We start from the raw sequence: 18,551 nt of genomic DNA on the forward strand, positions 1-18,551 counted from the left end.
TTCTCACTCCCTTGAATCGTAGGGATCCGGATTCTAGTACACCCATAATAAAGAATAGCTTGGGTATCCTTATTATGAAACAACCAAAAAAACATGTGATATCTCAATCTTCTCAAATGATTGCCTATTTTTATCATATCTATTATACAAGTTAGAAATATGCTTTATAATAAACTAACTACAATAAGGATAGGGGAGATTTTATGTCTCAACTTATTTATAAACAACAGGAAGAGCTTGCCGATTTAATTAAGGTATATTCCATAGATGATGGTTCTCGACAAACAGCTATTCCCGGTCTATTTTTCTCCCGTTTTTCTAATGCGATAGGACCAAGTCATGGAGTTCACAATACTTCTTTATGTATTGTGGCACAAGGAAAAAAGGAGATATGGTTAGCACAGGAGCGATATGAGTACAGTCCTACGGATTACCTCATCACTTCTGTTAATTTGCCGATTACTGGTCAAGTAATGGAGGCTTCATCTGATATTCCATATTTAGGTCTTAAACTTGAATTTTCACACGAACAAATCTTGGAGGTTCTTCGCAACTCTGATTTAGCATCTGTATCAAAAGAAAAGACCGAACGTGCTATGTATGTGAACAGTATAAATTCTTCCATGCTCGATGCGGTAATCAGGTTAGTTCGTCTACTGGACAGCCCAGAAGATATCCCGGTAATTGCTCCTTTATTCATAAAGGAAATCCTATACAGGGTTCTGCAGGGGAAACATGGAGGAATGCTTAAACAAGCTGCGGTACAAGGCAGTTCTACCTATCGAATTAGAGATGTTATTGAGTACATCATTAACCATTATGATGACTCCTTTCGATCAGAAAAACTTGCGAATCTAGCCAATATGAGTGTTCCTTCGTTTTATAGGTACTTCAAAGAGGTTACCGGTATGAGTCCTATTCAGTTCCAAAAACAACTTAGACTACAGGAAGCCCGCCGCTTGCTATTGTCTGAATCAACAGACGCTGCTGATGTTTCATTTCGTGTGGGATATGAAAGTCCGTCCCAATTCAGCCGTGAGTATTCACGTATGTTTGGATTTCCACCTATAGAGGATATAAAACGCTTCAGGGTAAAAACATGAATTTATGTATAAAAAGTGCATTAAATCATACCTATGGATTAATGCATTTTTTCATTCTGCCCTCTGTATAGACCTTTTCCAATGCCTTTAGGCAAACAGTAAAAAAGCTGCCGAAGCAGCCATACGTTCTTCAACTAACGCACCCATTAGCCATCCATGAATCGCACAGATCAGCGATTCACCACAGAGAATGAAAATAGGTTGTGCAGACTATACTGTTTAATGCTGGAGAAGAAGGTCTTTGAACTATGGTGCCTTAGAGCCCATCCGTTAGTCTGACTCCAACGACCACGGTGTACCACCGACTGTCGCACCCTTGATGGGTAGCACTCATGGGAGATTAATCCTAATTCTGGTTGTTGCTCCAGCTGCACTTATTTTACTCCAACGAGAAGGGCCAGAATATTCAAGTCATGTACGACCAATTTTATATCTAACTTTCATGAGGCCCAGCCTCTTTTTAAAAACTTGTTTTTCTGGGTCTATTTTTGTATGCCTTTTTCCAGTTTTTATTTTCATGGGAGTTTAAGTGTAATTTTTCACAAAGAGATCCAGTCATCTAGTTGACGACAATACAAATAAGTCCTTTTCCATATATAACTGATTTAAGCTATTTCTAAAATATTTAATTATGTACAACGTATTATGTAATGAAGAAGAAGCCTCAAAAAAATGAGGCTGCCTCAGTACACCATTCTTTTATTAGAGTTCCTGAATGGTTGGACGAATTATCATCTCATTAATCGCTACATCTGATGGTTGTTCAATAGCAAATGATACGGCACGAGCAATGCTTGCAGGCTCGATACCAATTTTACTATCCTCAACGATTGCAGATTTTAATTCTGGGTCTGAAATGGCTTCTAGTAATTCTGTAGAAATAGTTCCAGGAGAGATAATGGTTGTACGAATATTGTTGCTAGCCTCTTCTATACGAAGACCTTCTGTAATGGCTCGTACAGCAAATTTTGTGCCACTATAAACTGCACTAGCAGGGAATACTAAGTGACCAGCAATCGAGGAAACGTTAATGATATGTCCTTCTTTTCTTTCTCTCATAGACGGAAGAACAGCGGCAATACCATAAAGTACACCCCTGATGTTCACATCAATCATCGTATCCCATTCATTAATTTTTCTCTTATGAACAGGTGATAGCGGCATTACTCCTGCATTATTGACCATTACATCAATGTTTCCCAACTCTCTAAGAGTATATTCCGCTAACTCCTCCATTTGTTCATGGGAGGCAACATCCGTCACTTTATAAATAGCTTGACCGCCATTATTTTGAATCTCTTCTTGTAATTTCATTAATCGTTCTTCTCGACGAGCCGCCAATACCAACTTCGCACCTTTAGATGCAAGTTCTTTTGCAGTAGCTTCTCCAATCCCACTAGAGGCACCTGTAATAATGACCACCTTATCTAGAATATTAGACATATTAAATAACATCCTTTCTTAATAAAAAAGTTGTAAAATTATTCTTCGATTTTAAACCATGGACCTGATGCTTGAATTACATTCCAAAGTTTTTCCGGAAGTTCAAGCTCACTAGCCTTAGAAGCCTTTATAGTTGTATGAATCTCAGATTCTTGTCCGCTTTGAACCTTTTCAACCCAGTCGGGATTCATGATCAACCCATGACCAACCGCTGCTAAGGATAGACCCTTAGCTAAAGCTGTTGCAACATCATCTGGAGTAACCATAGAACCAGCAGCCATTACAGGAACTCTGCCGTTTACATGTTCAACAATTAATTCAAGGTACGTTTTTTCATCTTGACCGTCGACTGGTTTTGAAAAAAGAGCATCAGCCAATGAAGCATGTACATAATCAACATCTGCTTCAATAAGACGATTAATTAACTCATAGGTATCTTTCATTCTCAAACCGCCTTCTTCATGTTCGTCAGGAGATATTCTGTATCCTAAAATAAACGGTTTTGTTGCATGTTTTTTAATGACATTTTTCATTTCTTGAATGACTGCAAGTGGGAAACGTAAGCGATTTTCTAGAGAGCCACCCCATTCATCCTCACGTCTATTGAAGAAAGGAGAGAAGAAGTTCTGAAGTAAAAATCCGTGTGCACCATGAATTTCAACCCCATCAAAACCAGCTTCAATGGCTCGTCTTGTTGTTTCTCCAAACTCATGAATTACTTCCAATATTTCATCGTGTGAAAGTTCCCTAGGTAATACGGGAGGAGCAAATGCAGTAGCTTCAGTCTCTACAGCACTAGAACTAACCACTTCACCATCTGGAGTTAAAGCCGGCAGTGCTTTGTTACCTGCATGGAAAATCTGTAGTAACACAGGTGCTCCTCCGCTTTTCGCTGCATTAGCCAATTTACGTAGACTCGGAATAAATGTATCGTCATAAGCTGCGAATTCATTCGTAAAACCTATACCGTTTGGTTGTACATGCGTACACCCTGTTATAACTAGACCTACGCCATTCACTCGCTTTTTGTAATAGTTCACTTCATCATCTGAAATAGTGTAATCGTCATTACTGGACCAAGTGGTCATAGGTGCCATAACGACTCTATTTTTAAGGGTGATTCCATTTTTTAATGTGAAGGATTCAAGTATGTTGCTATATTTTACATTCATTTTTTAACCTCTTTCTAAAAAATAGTATTCATCTATCTAATTTCTCTTTGTAAAGGATTTATAACCTTCATGGGTGCAAGAACAGACTACTCCTTATAGTGCACTCTAAAGCAAGTATTTTTTTATTTCGACCGGTGTCTGTAAACGGTGGATTAAAGAAACGCAAATAAAAAAAACAACTGGCAGCTTAATTTTCAGAGAAACAGTCTCCTAATTCATTTTCATAAAAATTTATTTTATTATCCAGATGTTCTAAACTTTGACGAAGCTCCTCCAAATCTTCCAATACTTTTTTGCGATGATTTTTAAGTAATGTTAACCTGTCTTCCATTGTTTCATCCCCACCATGTCCCCACATGGCAAATTTTTTCATATCTTTTAGTGACATCCCTGTATTTTTTAGATGGAGCAATGATTCAATCCATAATTTATTTTCATCCGAATAGATTCTGACATTGTTCTCGTCTCTGTTTACTTTTATTAATCCTTCTTTTTCATAAAACCTTAATGTATAACCGCTTAACCCAACCATTTTAGAAAATTCTCCAATAGAATATGCCAACATACTTACCTCCATTAACTCTGATCTGGCTGTTTTCACTTCTTTTACTTTGTGACTGTGACACAAAGTAAGATTAATACTTAGAGTTTACTCTAAGTCAAGAGAATTTAATCCCTGCATATAACGAGTTAACTATCTTTTAAAAACTATTTCGTTCTTCGTATTGGCGAATAAAAAGGAAAACTCACCAATACTACGAATTTCCCTTTTTGAAATTAGCCTATCCCTTCTTCAAAAACTCATCTGCTCTGTTAGTAAAAAAAAAAGCCACCCTATGGCAGCCATGATCTTAAAGTAATGCACCCGTTTAGTACAATATGTACAGTCGGTATTTTAATAGCTCTACAGAACAGTTTTATATATAAACAATTTACTTCTCAACTTTAATTATTAATTGAGAGATATAAGCACAGACCATAAAAGTTACGAAATAATAGATTGCAGCAATTATAGGATGTTCCCAGTGAATAAAAAAATCCGATATAGTGGTAATAGTTGCACCTAAAAATGCTGTTAATATCATTTGTGACCATTTCATTTTTGATTTAAACTTCCTCATAGTCTTCCCCCCGGGTTCTTATGAGATCACTATATATTAGGTTATACATAGGTGTTATTGCATTTATTATCATAAACTTTCCTTACATAGTTTTAATTCCAATTATACAATAAATACTGAATGTTCTGATATCTAATTAAACAAACCTATCCGTTAGTAAAACAACAAAAAAGGGCTGCCGAAGCAGCCATCCAATCTTAATTACGGACCTATTGTTCAATGCCGTTAATCCGTAAACGATTTATTGTTCCAAACCCTTCTCATAAATTAGTCCCCGTAATTCTTTAATTCTTCTTTTATCGAAAGGAGTTCTTCTTCTAATTGCTTTATTTTTTTGTTTTTTGCAGCCATTAAAATATCTTTGCTCTTATTGGTCATTTCAGTTTTCATCTGTTTGGGGGAGGGAAGTCCTTCTTGCTGCTCTCTTAATTGTACTATCCGCTCCCGAACATCTTCATTTTTATATAGATAAGATTTTGACACACCTGACGCATCAGCAACAGCATTAAAATTGATTTTTTCCTTATTTTTAATCATTTTTTGAACGGCTTGTTCAACCTTTTCTAGTGAAAGCCGCTTCTTGATTTCAGCATGTTGCTTTAAACCATTTGTATTTCGTTTTACGTCAGTTGCCACTTTTTCTCTCCTCTCTGGTATATTCCCTGTTTTTCTTTCCGCCCAGTTGATGTACAGACCCTTTTTTAATTGACTCGTATATAGGCTCCAACCGTTTTAATTTCTCTTCGTTTTTATCAACCCAATGAGGTCGATTAAGTGTTTTGCCTTTTTCTATAATTTGCTTCGTATCATTGATTTGTTTTTCGAACTCGCTGGCAAAATCAGGTGTTGTGCAGAAGCTCCGGCAGGTCAAACATGGATTGATTTGAGTAGGGCAGGGCTGCTTAAGCGGCTTCGTACAATAACCCAGATCCATTCGCACGGCGTCTAAATTATGCCTGATATATTCCCATTCAATGATATCTTCTCTTTCAACATCCGAAGGGTTTATTTCTGCAGCCGTCCCGGATTCGTTGATGCGAAACAGACCTTTTTTTGTCACTTTTTCCCAGGATTCCCTTAGTGTCGTATCTAGGATTCTTGCATAAGCCAAGGTCATTTCGGGTGAGCTATGGGCAAGCCATTTTTGAAGATGGATAATATTCATGCCATTGTTTATCATTTCAACGGCTTTGGTATGGCGAAACGCATGATTACCAAAACGAAAGAGATTGCCTTCGTTATCCACAATGTTATGCTTTTTTGCCAGGACATTTAATGCCGCTGAAACATCTCGGCTAGATGGCGGTCTTCCCATACGCGTGCCGGAGAAACGAACAAAAAGATACTTTTCAGGGTTATTTGTTTCGTCACTCTTGCTTTTCGTTTCTTGAATAACGGTTGCAACCACTGCCGCCACTTCTTCAGTAATAGGTACTCTATGATTCAAATTTCCGGTCTTAACGATATCCCCGCATAAATACCAGCCGTCATTTATTTTCTCTAAACATTTATCGTACCGGAGGTTAGAGATATCCGATATTCTCCAGCCGGTGGCTCTTAGAAGCATAACCATAGGAATATAATTAGTTGGTTGTAAATTTTGCAAGTTCGCTTCTAATTGAAGTAAAACGTCTTCCGGTATATATTTAATATCATCTTCCTTTTTGTTGTAAATTCTTGGCATGTCTTCTGGGAAAATCAATGTGTACGCAGGCTTTATGGGTGCCTCAGTGTATTCTGCACGTTGAATGTATTCAAGCATCGCCCGGACTGCATTTAGCTGAGAATTTTTTGTTCGATTTGATAGACTTTGTCCAACAAGATGAGAGACGAATTGCTCAATATCAGCACGAGATAGCTGTTGCAAATCAGACCAATTCGGATGAATCTTATGAATGAATAACATAAAGCGGCGAACTGCTCTTAAATCGTGAGAGCAGGTACCTTGAACAAATCTCGATAATCTTATTTTGAGGTATCTTTTCACCATTGGCTTAAATGGTTTGGGAATCTCTTCAAAGTTCAGTAAATGGTCCGAGTGATTAGCCGCTATTTTTGCACCAGGAATATTGCGGCAATCCCATATATCTTTTTCGAATTCATCTCTGTCATCATAAAATTTAAAGATGAAATTATAGAGCTGGAATAATACCGTCAGGTATGCGTTTCTTTGTTTACCACTACCGGCTTTAATGCGGTAATCTTTTTCAATAAGGTAGGTGCTGTATTGGAAGGTTGCTTTTTCGAGGTCAATTGAATTTATACTCTTTAAACCGGGGTAGTACTGTTCGATAAAACCAGAGAATTGAACGAGACTTGTACCATATGTGAAAACACTGTCGATTTTCAGCAGCTTATTTGTCAGTGCATACGCATAATAAGCCTTCAGTTCTTGCCTGATATAAACGTTTTGTACCACCAAAAATTTGCATTGTTTTCTACGAGATAGTTCAGGATCTTTCTCCAGAAATTCACCGAAAAATGGGTCGTTAATATCCCACTCATCTTTTTTAAAACTACCAACAAGAAGTGCCGAAAATTTATTAACTCTTTTTTGCTCGTTTTCTGCAAACAAAAACTTTTCAATCATCTTTACACTCCTTATTTTTGTTTAGTCTTAAGTTCGCTTCAGTTTTTTCCCATTCTTCTTTAAGCTCTTCATCATCCACATGCATATAGAAATTCATCGTAGTTTGAATATTTTTATGCCCAGCCCGCTTCATTAGGTGTTCGTTTTTCCAGCCGGCTTTTCTTAATTCGTTTAGGGAAGTATGCCTCAGCATATGGGGAGTGATCTGAACACCGGTTTTTACTTCTAGGCGTTTGAATAACGCAATGACCGAATCATAATCCAAAGGCTGGTTCTTTTCATTTCCGGACAGTTTGATAAATACATGATTCGTATCCACTTCATCATCGTGAATCTCGGCTATGTATTCAAAATACAGATTCATTAAATCATCAGAAACATCTACTTTTCTTTCGCTTCCAATAGTTTTAATGCTCGCACCGTTTGCTAACTCTCCGCGATTATTAATGACAATCCGCTTACTATCAATTTCAAAATCCTCAAGCCATAAAGACAATGCTTCTCCTATTCGTATACCACTTTCCCACAAAAGCTGTATTAAGAACCGATCTCTTACATTCGAGCAAGCATCAATGATTTTGACGACATCATCTTTTTTTATGGTTTTAGGTCGAGATTTCGGCACCTTAACTTTGAAAACGTTGGCAGTATAAGTTTTGCTTTTGTTTATGTGGTATAAGAAATCACGAAACCCCCGTTTGGAACCTGAAATTTGAGTTTTCAAATTCTTAGATAAGCTGAGATTGAATTCTTCATGCCTCATCAGATAATCATAAAAATTAGTTACGGTGTTTAAGATAGTATTAATGGTTCTTGGTTTTCTGGGCTGTGATTGGGCAACCAACGACGTGACTTTATTATCTCCATACGGATTTTTCAACCAGCTCATGAACTGAGCCATATCATCTATGTTCACTTTTTGAAATTCAATTTTTTCTTACTCCATGAATTCAAAAAACAACTTTAAATGGTAAGAATAAGCACGTAGGGTGTTCCGAGCTGAATTAGTCATGTCCTTAAACTGAAGAAATCTTAATACGATTTCTACCGGATGACCTTCTGTGTTAACGAGCATATATCGGATTTTGCCATTGGGCAAAACAACTTCTTCCACTCTCACCAAACTCCCCCTTATCAAGTTACAGCCAAACAAAGAAACATCGATATACGTTGTTTACTGTGTTCACTATGTATAATTGATAAAGTTATTAAAATATCCTTTATTAAAAGACAAAAAAAATAAACATATTTTTTCTATGTTTACGTTGTGGATAATGAAATTAGAGAGTCCAGTTATGATCAGCATCTGGATGAGTAGAAACAACCGCTGTGAGTGTGGAAACCTTTTGTTTTTTTAAGTAATTTACTACAGCAGTTCCAGACTTTCCGGCATCAACTAATACAGTCTCCCCAGTAGGTGCCTTTATGAAAATGGAATCCCCTTGCCCTACGTTTATGACATGAACCGAAAGGGTGCTAGTAGCTGCTTTGGTATATGACAGCCCTCCAAGCAGGGACACAAATAGGATAAAACTTAGAATAATATTTATTTTTTTCATTTTTCTTCCAACCTCCCGAAATAAAGTTACCACGCTTGATTAGAACAGGCTATACAAAAGTTGTGAAAATGTTTAGTAATTTTTTACATTTTAAAAAATATACTAATAGTCATGCTGCTAAACTAGTAAAATAGTATTGGTAAAATAATTACAGATAGGGGATTAATGGATGAGAAAGATTATTTCATTCTGTGCAGTCATTCTTATTTTTTTTCTAGCTCAAAACACTACATACGCCCATCCAGGTCGGACTGATGCAAAAGGTGGTCATACATGCCATACGAACTGTGCAAAATGGGGGCTGCAAAATGGGGAGTATCATTATCATAATGGTGCAAGTTCCAGTTCGAGTAGTTCATCTTCTGATGATTCAAGTTCTGGTAACTCAAGTTCAAGCTCCAATTACTCCTTCGATAAAGATTGTTCAGATTTCTCCAGCTATGATGAAGTAGTGGAATACTGGAATTCTAAGGGATACTCTGCAACCAATGATCCAGAACGCTTGGATGGATGGGGAAATACGGTGGATGATGGAATACCCTGTGAAGTCCCCAGTGATTACGATACGAGTAAGATAAACAATAGTCCTGCTCAAATGGCTGCCAAAGAAGAAGCACAGGCAGAGAAAATAGCTGAGCAAGATAAAGCCAAAGGACAAAATGCAGGGTATGCAGCTGGATTAGCATCTGGTAAAAAAGGTGCTTCCAGCAATTCTACAACAAACGGTTCAGACGCTTATCAAGATGGTTTCACTGAGGGATATGACAAAGGATATAAGGAAGGAAGCGAACTACTTTCGACACAGAAAATAGCAGCTACCGATGAAGGATACAAGCTGGGGATGAAACAGGAGAAGATCTCAATACCTCAAAAATATACCTCTATCCAACCTCTAAAGTCTTCCTTTCAAGATGGTTTTAACCGAGCAAGAGCAGCAAAGGATGAAGAAAAGAAAAAAGAATATGCGGCTCAAGGATTGAAGGATGGGAAAGCTGATAAATTAAATGTCCCTAAAAATCTAAAATTTATAAATGCTTATGAACAAGGATACAACAAAGGACAACAAGAATTAAAAGCTATTTATGTTAAACAAGGATACAATGGAGCCTTTCAAATGATTACATATAAAAAGCCTAATTTTAGTGTTCAAAAGTATGTGGATTGGTATAAAGCGGGCTTTAAGTCTAATACAAAAGTAAACACAATCGCAGATGCTGCTTATCAAGCTGGATTAAACGGTGATGCTTATAAGGTCCCAGTAAAGTACTCGAATGCAAAGCCAATTTATAAATACAATTATGAAAAAGGTGCAAAGGATCGAAAACATAACCATCAGACGGCTGGCGGGGTGATTGGTCTTGGTTTGTTCGGGTGGCTTGGAAGACGTTTCTATGTTGCAAGCAAAATGATTAAATAAGGGGGCTTAAAAGATGGGCGTTTATCAGAAGGTATGCTTCGCAGTGGAGGATATCTTTGTTAGAATCCTCTCAGGAAAACAAGATAGAGAATCAGTGAAAAACAAGGTACGGACTTATCGAGGTAATAAAGCCGCATATAAAATCCAGAAAAAACAGGATCGCCATTCGCGGGTTCAGGAAAGAAACCAGGCAGTCGAAGCACAAAAAGAACAGGAGAAACAGCGGGTATTAGCTATGCTCTCTCATGTAGTGGATGTCCAAAGATTAAATTACACCCAATACGAGTTCAACGAAGTGAAACGAAAACCTGCGTTCTTTAACTCATTGCGAACCAACATCTTTGAACAAGGAGAACAGGGCCTCACCTTTGTACATTGTGAATTCGATAAATCCAAGAACAAGGAAATTAAGGGTTATCTTATTATTACCAATAAAAGGGTATTGTTTCTTGATGACAGGCAAACTACGGTTCAAAAATATCGGTACCAAACCATTCGTGATATCACATGGTTTAAAGATGGAGTATTAGAAAGAGGGCTTTATATTCAGTATGGGGTAAAGCGGCTGGAGTTTGATGAAATTTACGATTCTGCTCAAATGAAAAGAGTCGGGAATCTAATAAAGCAATTATCTACTCAAACAGCGTAATGGGCTCGCTAGTTATAACCTTAAGGTATGAAAATATGTATTAATTAAGCAGCCATCAGGCTACTCTACTTTGTCTACAGAAAACATTTACTTGGTTATTTCCACACACATGCTTTTTCCAGCCCTTCCCACTGGTTGGATATTTTTGGACAATATGTTAATAAAAAGCACTAAAGAGAAGAGGAAGAGGAAGAGGAAGAGGAAGAGGAAGAGGAAGAGGAAGAGGAAGGGATTTAGGAATATTCCTAAATCCCTTTCCATTTGAAAACGGTGCATAGTTAGAGAAAGTATGGCTAGTTAGGCAGCCTTTTGTCCATGAGTCAAAAAACGAACCGTTCGGACTATTTGCCATGTTAGCCATCAATTAGCATGAAAAAGAAATTTATTAATTGGATAAGAGTGATCTTAGCAATACCACCAGACTGAAAGACTGGTTTAGATTACATTTCAATAATTATCTTTAAGTGGAAGTAATAAATATAAGGATTTTAAGTCAAAAAAAGAGAGCCTCTAGGACTCGTAAAGGCCATACTTCAAAAAGTGTTCAATTCCTCTTTCAAAAGTACTAAGAATAAAATCCGCTGCTTCTGGATTAGAATAATCTAATTTCCGGTACAGATGTTGTAATCTTTCAAAGCGTAAAGATAGGTTGTCTGTACTGCTTTCTGTTAGGGCTAAAGGGAATATGACCAATTTCTCTTGAAGTTTTTCCAACGTAGGAAGGTCAATAGTGTCTTTTTTGCCAGTCTCGAACTGACTAAGCCAGCCTGCCGATACCCCTAATTCTTTTGCAAAGTCATTTAATGATATTCCTTTACTTTCTCGAAGAGATCTTATGCGGTGTCCCATATCTTGAAACATTCTTTTCCTCCACTCCGGTAATTAAATGGTTGGGATGTCTAGAATGTCTATTTCTATATGTACAAACTGTTCTCCTTCACGCAGACAGAATTTTTGCCTCATTTATTCAGATGCTTTGACACTAGGGGACCTTGCCCTTTAGGGTCTCTATCCCATGTTCCATAAGTAACCTAGACTTCCTGGATGAACATATTCATTTGTAATAAGAATTCACTTCAGGCTTTGCATATTTAAAGAGTCAGTTTTCTATATGTATTGAACCATAAAACAAAGAGGAAAGGGATGGATGCTTAATGCAGTACTATGAAAACAGATGTAGCCCATATTGAAGTAGAGATAATTATACCAAATTTAAAAAGGATCGGCTTTTTCTTAGGTAATTATACTGGCTCTAGGATTGTCCCAAAAGAAATTACTTTGGCTAGTATAGAGCAAAATGTATTTTGGTTTATTAACGGGAAGTGAAATTACCGTGTGTATATTCCTAATAAGGAAATATGATCTTTATCGACCATAAATCAGATGTCTACCATTAGTAAGCATTTTTAAGGGCCGCTTGTGAGCAGCCCTTTTATAAATCCAACAGCTCAATGTTAAACCCAACTTTATATCTTGAATCATTTAAGAATATAGGTAATCAACAATAAGTTTTTGATATTTGTGGTACTCAAATGGCAAACAATCACTATAATTACTCAGTCCTTTATACTTTTATCCGCTGTGTTTCGTTTCTTGTGTAACTTTTTCAGATAACCATCGATTTAAGATAATAAATACAATATTATTATTGAATAAATAATCAATCTCTTGTATTAACCAATGAGGACCTAAAAATGGACGAATTTCTAACCCACTTATATCAGATGCATCGAAGTAACCTTGGTGAAAATGGGCAGATCTAATTGAATCATACAACTCACCAATTTTCTTTCCTTGTCCCTGTGAATAGAACGCGTCTGTTAATGTCATTATAGCGTTTTTATTATTGCTTTTTTGTCTATATGGCTTTGAAAGTGCGTCAAGAGCAGCAAGTTGGTAAGAAGCTCTTACAGTCCTCGACTTTCGACCTGCGGTTAAAGAAATTTGAAACATTCGTGAAGCGTTTAAAAATGCTTCTTGTTCATCTGTTGGAAGACTATAATATGCTCTAAACAACTTTCTAATGGATCTCGGAAAGCGGAGCGTTTTTTGATTTAGTGTACTCTCAATATATTCTTTGAGGTCTTCACTAAAGGTTCCAGCTTTTTTGGGGTCTTTAATTGGCATCGATTTTGGGTACGGCTCGTTATCGTGAAATCCAAGTTGGAAGCGACCATGCTCCTTCTCAGAAAGAAGAACCCATCGGTTATCATACTCAATTTTATAAAACCCAGTGTTCAAAATAACTGATAAAATTGATGTTACTTCCTTTGCGAAAACTTGCAATCTTGAATGGGCATGGGAGTAATTGATTCCGTCTATATCCATATCTAGGTAAATATAATTTTCACCCATAAAAGAACCTTGTCCTTGAGTAGCGGGTGAAATTCTAAAATTTGAAATATAATACGCACCATCAAGAGGTAGACCGATATATCCAAAACGAACTCTAAAGAAATGTTTTTCTTTTTTCTGACCCGTTAACATAGCAAACGATTTAGATATTGCTTTGTTTAAGTATTGAATCAAAAGATTCCATTTCGTTTCACTAATATTAGTAGAAACCTCCAAATCCAATAGACTACCTTTGATCCAGTTTGTTGTAAACTTCACGGGCACCTTAAAACCCTCTGGTAAACTTAATGTCATCTCATCTATGTTTACAAAATGATCTAAAGAATGAACTTCATCATCTATAAAATGGCCACTTCCACTCCATCCGTTTGTTGTAAAATCTTCAAGGTTTTTGTGAAGGTAGGATAAGAATAAATATTTCATATCTTCATCCAAATACTCTAGCTCCTCTTTAATTAAAACAGTCTTCATAATTATTATTTCCTTCCTTTTGTACTTTATAATTGCAAGATCTTTTGGGTATATTCGTCATGAATTAATCCAATTACCTTTAATATGTAGTTATACTTCATTAACCCTCCTCGTTAAAGGTATAGTAAAGTGATTACTATGCGTAAAAATATAACCTCGCTACTGTCTAGGTAGCGTGAGCAAACACGGAACTTTTCGACGATTAGTTTTGGGCTTATTAAAGTACAATTTCCTAGATCCTGAGCAAGGGAGAAGCTTATTCCACATAGGGAGATTGATTTAATTCGCTAACGTTGAATTTTTGCAATTAAGGTTAAATTAAATAGTAAGTTGCAAAGCTAACAAAATATAATGACTTCAAAGAGGTCCTAAGGTGTTGATTGTTCTTATTCGTTATCCCTTGGGGCAATTTATTCAGGAAGTTGGCCATTTAACAGCCATGATTTCCTCAATCATTTTATTAACCGTCACAGGTAATAGGACAAACTCCCATATTCATACCTTGTTTTGAGGTGATGAAGATGGCTAAGGAAATAAAGTTCATTTATCAACCCACCCCAGGTAAAGAAACTAATGAGACCGATGTTAAGAGTGTTCACTTGATCTTAGCAACTTTCCTCGTTAAGAAAGCCTTGGAAAAAGCCGCCACCAGTAAGTGAGCGGTTTTTTTCATGGTAATTTATTCTCCCCATATGTAAAAATCTATAGTTCCCCTATACTTTTAATATCGAAGTCAGTATTGAATATAATTGAGTAATCTTTTTTCTAAGGAGCTTTTTATTATGATAGGTATCTATATACGCGTAAGTACGTTAAACCAGGCTGAGGAAGGATACAGCTTAGATACACAGGAAGATTTATGTCGGAGACGTGTGAAAGAAATGGGATATCGACCATCAGACATAAAAGTATATAGAGAAGAAGGGAGAAGTGGTGAGGACATTGATCGGCCTATGATGAATGAGTTACGTAATGATACAGCTAATGGCGTGATTAACATGGTCGTCATCACTGATCCAGACCGTTTAACCAGGGATTTGACCGATAAATTAATAGTCTGCAAGGAATGGGACCGACAAGGTGTTGAAATTGTCTTTATTGACACAGATTATCAAAATACACCTGAAGGACAAATGTTCTTCAACATGCGTTCTGTATTTGCTCAGTATGAACTGGCTCAAATTCGTAAACGTACAACGCGTGGACGCCTTCGAGCAGTTGAAAAGGATAAAAAGATAATGCCAATGAGAGTCGCCCCTTATGGCTATTATTACAAAGAGAGTGAGCTTTTCATCAATGAGGAAGAAGCGAGGTTCGTGAAGAAGATTTACAAATGGTACCTTGAAGGTAAAACGTTAAGAGAAATAGGCGAGCTACTTTCAAAAGAAGGTGCTATTCCAAAGAGAGCGGAGAGTAAAAACTTCAGTGCTTCCTCCATTCGAAGGGTACTTACATCAGAAATTTATATTGGAAAATATGTCTATAACAAACGTGAGACAAAGAAAGTATGGGGAGAAAGAACAGCTGCAGGTAAACAGAAGAAAACATACAAAATTAGAGATGAGACTGATTGGATTACGGTAAATGTTCCTTCCATCGTCGATGAGAAAACTTTTGCATTGGCCCAACAACAAAGAAACAAAAATATTAAGAAACGTGGAAATGTAAAGTTTGACTATTTATTCAAAGGAATGATTCGTTGTAAACACTGTGGACGTATATGGGAATGCACAACTTATAATGGAAGGGAAAATAAAAAAACAGGTGAGAAAAAAAAGTACGGAGTCTATAGGTGTCCCAACCTGAATCCTAAGAGATATGGTGATGGTATTGAAAAATGTCCATCTAAGAGTATTAGAACCGATGTAATGGAAGAATTTATTATGCATTTAGTTTTATCCACTTTATCCAACCGGGACGTATTTATTGAAGCAATCAAGATGCAAGTATACAAAAAAGACGAAACTCTAGACCGAACTATTGAGGATCTCAATAAGCAATTAAAAAAGAAAGAAGATGAACGGGATCGTATTAAGAGAATGTTTGTCGTAGCCCAGGTCATTTCTGAAGAAGAAATGTTAAAAGACATGAAGAAGATAAATGGGGAAATAAAAGTAATTCAAGATGAATTAGAGATGTTAAATTTTAAAAAAGAGAAACAAGAATCAACCGAGATAACCGAAGGATTTATTAATGACGTTTTATCAACCATTAGCAAGTTGGTTACAGAGGGAGAAATGACATTTGAGGAAAAGCGTGAACTTATAGAGCTTCTAATTGAGGAAATTAAAATTGATGCAACAAACGAGGTGGTGGAAATCGGGATAGCAGGAGGATTAAATGACATTGTTTCAAGTTCACAATATCTTGACAATGTGTGCCACGAGGCGCAGATTGTGTTCGATCAGGATATTCCTTGCCTCACTGTTGCCTTCAGCCATCAGCATCAAATATTTCCGTTCGTCCTTAGAAGAGAGGGGCTGGGGAAATGCATTATTTTTGACGTAAGAGACTAGGACAAAAAACTCCTTTACCATATAACTGATTGCAGTAAAGATTCCCGGCATTGTAACACCTCCGTTGATTTGGGCAAGGGCCTATGAAACATGTGTATGTTTTGCCTGCCTTGTTCGTGTCTGTACGTATTGTTTTATTTTATATAAGGGAGCTTGACAGGAAAGAGTGAATTAAACTGGTACCTGTAGGTAGGACACTCAAAAAAAGTGTTCAACCTACTGGTGTTTTTATATACTTGAATATCAGAATACGGGAATTAGGGGACAACATCAGTAAAATAACTTTTTCACCTCAAGAGATACACGCACTTAAAAAAAAATTCAAATGTATAACGTATCAGCGAAAAAATCTATTATACAGACAAATTTAAAAATTGATTTATAGACGAATACGAAGCCGGCAAACTCCCTCGCCAGATCTTCGAGGAGAATGGCTTTGATGTGGATGTTATAGGAATAAGACGAATTGAAACGGCAGCCCACAGGTGGAAAACAGCTTACAAAAAGAATAGGCTTGGCTGGGCTTACGGATACAAGGAAATCTGCTTCGGGCAGACCCTTAAAACGGGGAAGTAATAGAGAAGCAACAGGCAAGGATTGAGCTTCTAGTATGACCTTGGACATCGCTACCCGGACGATCCATAAATTAATAAACAACAAGAAAGTTATGCTTCATGAAGAAGCCTTTATTCACTCGGATCAGGGAAGCCACTTACACTAGCCCCCGTTTCCAGAAGCTTTTAAAGGAATATGGCCTGGGTCAGTCCATGTAGCGGAGAGGAAACTGTTGGGAAAATGCAACTCAGGAAACCTTCTTTGGCCACCTGAAGGATGAGGTAGATTATAAATCGGCAAGAGCGTTGAATGGATGAGATTATGTTGCGGTCATTGTCATGTTGAATTGGAAGATGATGATGTAGTGGTATTGGACGAATTTAATTTTGTTCGGCACGAAGAAGGTTACGATTTACCCGACCACCTAATTCAGGGGATCGATACGCTTGATAACATTCTAGAGCGTTTTGGCCTCTTTGAGAAGGAATATCTCCATTAACCTAAAATAGTTTAAACAGACGGTAATTTAAATAAGATCTAATGAAAGAAGAGGGACTACAAAAAGTCCCTCAAGTTTCATATTGTTTGGTCCACACTATTTTGCAATAAATATCAGTTCAGTTACTCTGAGTGATACAATGAATTTTTTGCTCTATATAATCATTTGGCTAATTTTTATTATTTAAAATCAGGTATTTTGTTGATAATCTGGTCTGCTTCCGCAGTCTTTTTTTTATTGGGCAGAAATATGATGATATCGGCTTGGAACCTGAAAAGGACTAACGAAACACTACTGTTTCTCTAAGACTTGCTGAACACTGCTATATGCTTCAATATCTGAAATATTGATTCCTAACTGTACAGCTGTTTGAGCCAACGCTGGTCTAATACCAGAAATGACAGGAGATATTCCTAATAATTTTAATATATCCCTAATTTGAAAAATGTGCTGAGCAACGAAGGTATCAAATACATTTATTCCTGACAAGTCGATAATTAACGTGTGGATGTTTGATTTCGATATTTTTGGTATCACATTCTCCGTAATGTAGGTTGCCCTGGTTTCATGAAAATCGCCAATTAGGGGTAAGACCGCCATTCCTTTTTTGATGGGTACAATGGGTGCAGCAATTTCCAACATTTCCTTTTCAATGGCCTTTACTGATTTTTCAGTGATTATTTTAGTGATTTTAGTGAAATCACGGATGAGCTCATCAAAAATATAAACAATCTGGTCGTTTACAAAATATAAATCCTCTAACGGAAAGTCATTAGATTCACACCTTTTCCGAATTTCTTGTAACAATCCTATTCGAAAACCAAATAACAGATCTATCAGTTCAGTTTGGGTGGTCCCGTCTTCCAACGAGTAGTGAGTTATTGCAAAGTCAAAGTTTTTGTTTTTTTGTTCTGATTTTCTAAGCCTGAAGTACTTTGAAATATGGTTGATAAGTGCGACTAAAAAGTCTTCATATTTATTGATATCTCCAACTTTCTTATCTAATTGTTTTTCAAGACTGGGTTTATCAATAAGAGAAGAAGCGATCTTTTTTTGATCGGCGTATAAACAATTCATGACCTTTTCTAAAGTGCTGACCAT

Annotated in this window: 16 protein-coding genes and 3 pseudogenes; 8 read left to right on the forward strand and 11 right to left on the reverse strand. The window is 36.8% G+C overall.

Annotated features, from left to right (window positions below):
- The first annotated feature begins 203 nt into the window (after positions 1-203).
- Complete coding sequence (locus H539_RS0113115; protein WP_026693893.1) at positions 204-1,103, forward strand: AraC family transcriptional regulator; 900 nt, start codon at positions 204-206, stop codon at positions 1,101-1,103.
- A 702-nt stretch (positions 1,104-1,805) separates the two neighbouring features.
- On the opposite strand, the gene H539_RS0113120 is transcribed toward H539_RS0113115, so the two are convergent.
- The 7 genes from H539_RS0113120 to H539_RS0113155 form a co-directional block, all read right to left on the reverse strand.
- Entirely contained in the window at positions 1,806-2,546 is a 741-nt protein-coding gene (locus H539_RS0113120; RefSeq protein ID WP_026693894.1) for an SDR family oxidoreductase, read from the reverse strand.
- A 38-nt stretch (positions 2,547-2,584) separates the two neighbouring features.
- Complete coding sequence (locus H539_RS0113125; RefSeq protein WP_026693895.1) at positions 2,585-3,718, reverse strand: NADH-dependent flavin oxidoreductase; 1,134 nt, start codon at positions 3,716-3,718, stop codon at positions 2,585-2,587.
- 187 nt (positions 3,719-3,905) lie between these two features.
- Complete coding sequence (locus H539_RS0113130; protein ID WP_245602174.1) at positions 3,906-4,283, reverse strand: MerR family transcriptional regulator; 378 nt, start codon at positions 4,281-4,283, stop codon at positions 3,906-3,908.
- A gap of 823 nt (positions 4,284-5,106) precedes the next feature.
- On the reverse strand, positions 5,107-5,475 hold the full coding sequence (locus H539_RS28490; protein ID WP_035322547.1) for a DUF6262 family protein: 369 nt from the start codon (positions 5,473-5,475) through the stop codon (positions 5,107-5,109).
- On the reverse strand, positions 5,465-7,429 hold the full coding sequence (locus H539_RS0113145) for a tyrosine-type recombinase/integrase (protein WP_026693898.1): 1,965 nt from the start codon (positions 7,427-7,429) through the stop codon (positions 5,465-5,467). The genes H539_RS28490 and H539_RS0113145 overlap by 11 nt, the downstream gene beginning before the upstream one ends.
- Entirely contained in the window at positions 7,422-8,318 is an 897-nt protein-coding gene (locus H539_RS28495; protein ID WP_342664012.1) for a tyrosine-type recombinase/integrase, read from the reverse strand. Before H539_RS28495 ends, H539_RS0113145 begins: the two co-directional genes overlap by 8 nt.
- Before the next feature lie 391 nt (positions 8,319-8,709).
- Entirely contained in the window at positions 8,710-8,988 is a 279-nt protein-coding gene (locus H539_RS0113155; RefSeq protein ID WP_026693899.1) for an MBL fold metallo-hydrolase, read from the reverse strand.
- 169 nt (positions 8,989-9,157) lie between these two features.
- Between H539_RS0113155 and H539_RS0113165 the strand changes: the two genes are divergently transcribed.
- The 3 genes from H539_RS0113165 to H539_RS32605 all read left to right on the forward strand — a co-directional run bounded on the left by H539_RS0113165 (position 9,158) and on the right by H539_RS32605 (position 11,319).
- Positions 9,158-10,405 (forward strand): YHYH domain-containing protein, encoded by a 1,248-nt coding sequence (locus H539_RS0113165; protein ID WP_155890029.1) that lies wholly within the window; start codon positions 9,158-9,160, stop codon positions 10,403-10,405.
- Positions 10,406-10,418: 13 nt separating this feature from the next.
- Entirely contained in the window at positions 10,419-11,054 is a 636-nt protein-coding gene (locus H539_RS0113170) for a PH domain-containing protein (RefSeq protein WP_026693901.1), read from the forward strand.
- A gap of 70 nt (positions 11,055-11,124) precedes the next feature.
- Positions 11,125-11,319, forward strand: a complete 195-nt coding sequence (locus H539_RS32605; protein ID WP_155890031.1) for a hypothetical protein — start codon at positions 11,125-11,127, stop codon at positions 11,317-11,319.
- 245 nt (positions 11,320-11,564) lie between these two features.
- On the opposite strand, the gene H539_RS0113175 is transcribed toward H539_RS32605, so the two are convergent.
- Positions 11,565-11,915: a helix-turn-helix domain-containing protein gene (locus H539_RS0113175; protein WP_026693902.1), complete on the reverse strand. Its 351-nt coding sequence runs from the start codon at positions 11,913-11,915 to the stop codon at positions 11,565-11,567.
- A 711-nt stretch (positions 11,916-12,626) separates the two neighbouring features.
- Positions 12,627-13,880, reverse strand: a complete 1,254-nt coding sequence (locus tag H539_RS0113185; RefSeq protein ID WP_026693903.1) for a hypothetical protein — start codon at positions 13,878-13,880, stop codon at positions 12,627-12,629.
- 521 nt (positions 13,881-14,401) lie between these two features.
- On the opposite strand from H539_RS0113185, the gene H539_RS31515 reads away from it, so the two are divergent.
- On the forward strand, positions 14,402-14,539 hold the full coding sequence (locus H539_RS31515; protein ID WP_155890033.1) for a hypothetical protein: 138 nt from the start codon (positions 14,402-14,404) through the stop codon (positions 14,537-14,539).
- 123 nt (positions 14,540-14,662) lie between these two features.
- Positions 14,663-15,760, forward strand: a pseudogene (locus tag H539_RS32825) (recombinase family protein); the annotation flags it as partial.
- A gap of 486 nt (positions 15,761-16,246) precedes the next feature.
- Here the strand turns inward: H539_RS32825 and H539_RS32830 are convergent.
- Positions 16,247-16,488, reverse strand: a pseudogene (locus H539_RS32830) (RNA polymerase sporulation sigma factor SigK); the annotation flags it as partial.
- A 349-nt stretch (positions 16,489-16,837) separates the two neighbouring features.
- Between H539_RS32830 and H539_RS33110 the strand changes: the two are divergent.
- Both H539_RS33110 and H539_RS32835 read left to right on the forward strand, forming a co-directional pair.
- Positions 16,838-16,972 (forward strand): hypothetical protein, encoded by a 135-nt coding sequence (locus H539_RS33110; RefSeq protein ID WP_281171419.1) that lies wholly within the window; start codon positions 16,838-16,840, stop codon positions 16,970-16,972.
- A gap of 37 nt (positions 16,973-17,009) precedes the next feature.
- Positions 17,010-17,244 (forward strand): annotated as a pseudogene (locus tag H539_RS32835) (DDE-type integrase/transposase/recombinase); the annotation flags it as partial.
- Between the two features lie 497 nt (positions 17,245-17,741).
- On the opposite strand, the gene H539_RS30175 reads toward H539_RS32835, so the two are convergent.
- A complete protein-coding gene (locus H539_RS30175; RefSeq protein ID WP_051348567.1) occupies positions 17,742-18,551 on the reverse strand; it encodes an STAS domain-containing protein in 810 nt (269 codons plus the stop codon).

Source organism: Peribacillus kribbensis DSM 17871 (assembly GCF_000430765.1).
GTDB classification, from domain to species: Bacteria; Bacillota; Bacilli; order Bacillales; family DSM-1321; genus Paraperibacillus; species Paraperibacillus kribbensis.

Bases quoted from the DNA above. Each gene is read 5' to 3' on its own strand.
- H539_RS0113115 (WP_026693893.1), top strand. From the start codon at position 204: ATGTCTCAACTTATTTATAAACAACAGGAAGAGCTTGCCGATTTAATT.
- H539_RS0113120 (WP_026693894.1), bottom strand. From the start codon at position 2,546: ATGTCTAATATTCTAGATAAGGTGGTCATTATTACAGGTGCCTCTAGT.
- H539_RS0113125 (WP_026693895.1), bottom strand. From the start codon at position 3,718: ATGAATGTAAAATATAGCAACATACTTGAATCCTTCACATTAAAAAAT.
- H539_RS0113130 (WP_245602174.1), bottom strand. From the start codon at position 4,283: ATGTTGGCATATTCTATTGGAGAATTTTCTAAAATGGTTGGGTTAAGC.
- H539_RS0113145 (WP_026693898.1), bottom strand. From the start codon at position 7,429: ATGATTGAAAAGTTTTTGTTTGCAGAAAACGAGCAAAAAAGAGTTAAT.
- H539_RS28495 (WP_342664012.1), bottom strand. From the start codon at position 8,318: ATGAGCTGGTTGAAAAATCCGTATGGAGATAATAAAGTCACGTCGTTG.
- H539_RS0113155 (WP_026693899.1), bottom strand. From the start codon at position 8,988: ATGAAAAAAATAAATATTATTCTAAGTTTTATCCTATTTGTGTCCCTG.
- H539_RS0113165 (WP_155890029.1), top strand. From the start codon at position 9,158: ATGAGAAAGATTATTTCATTCTGTGCAGTCATTCTTATTTTTTTTCTA.
- H539_RS0113170 (WP_026693901.1), top strand. From the start codon at position 10,419: ATGGGCGTTTATCAGAAGGTATGCTTCGCAGTGGAGGATATCTTTGTT.
- H539_RS0113175 (WP_026693902.1), bottom strand. From the start codon at position 11,915: ATGTTTCAAGATATGGGACACCGCATAAGATCTCTTCGAGAAAGTAAA.
- H539_RS0113185 (WP_026693903.1), bottom strand. From the start codon at position 13,880: ATGAAGACTGTTTTAATTAAAGAGGAGCTAGAGTATTTGGATGAAGAT.
- H539_RS31515 (WP_155890033.1), top strand. From the start codon at position 14,402: ATGGCTAAGGAAATAAAGTTCATTTATCAACCCACCCCAGGTAAAGAA.
- H539_RS30175 (WP_051348567.1), bottom strand. From the start codon at position 18,551: ATGGTCAGCACTTTAGAAAAGGTCATGAATTGTTTATACGCCGATCAA.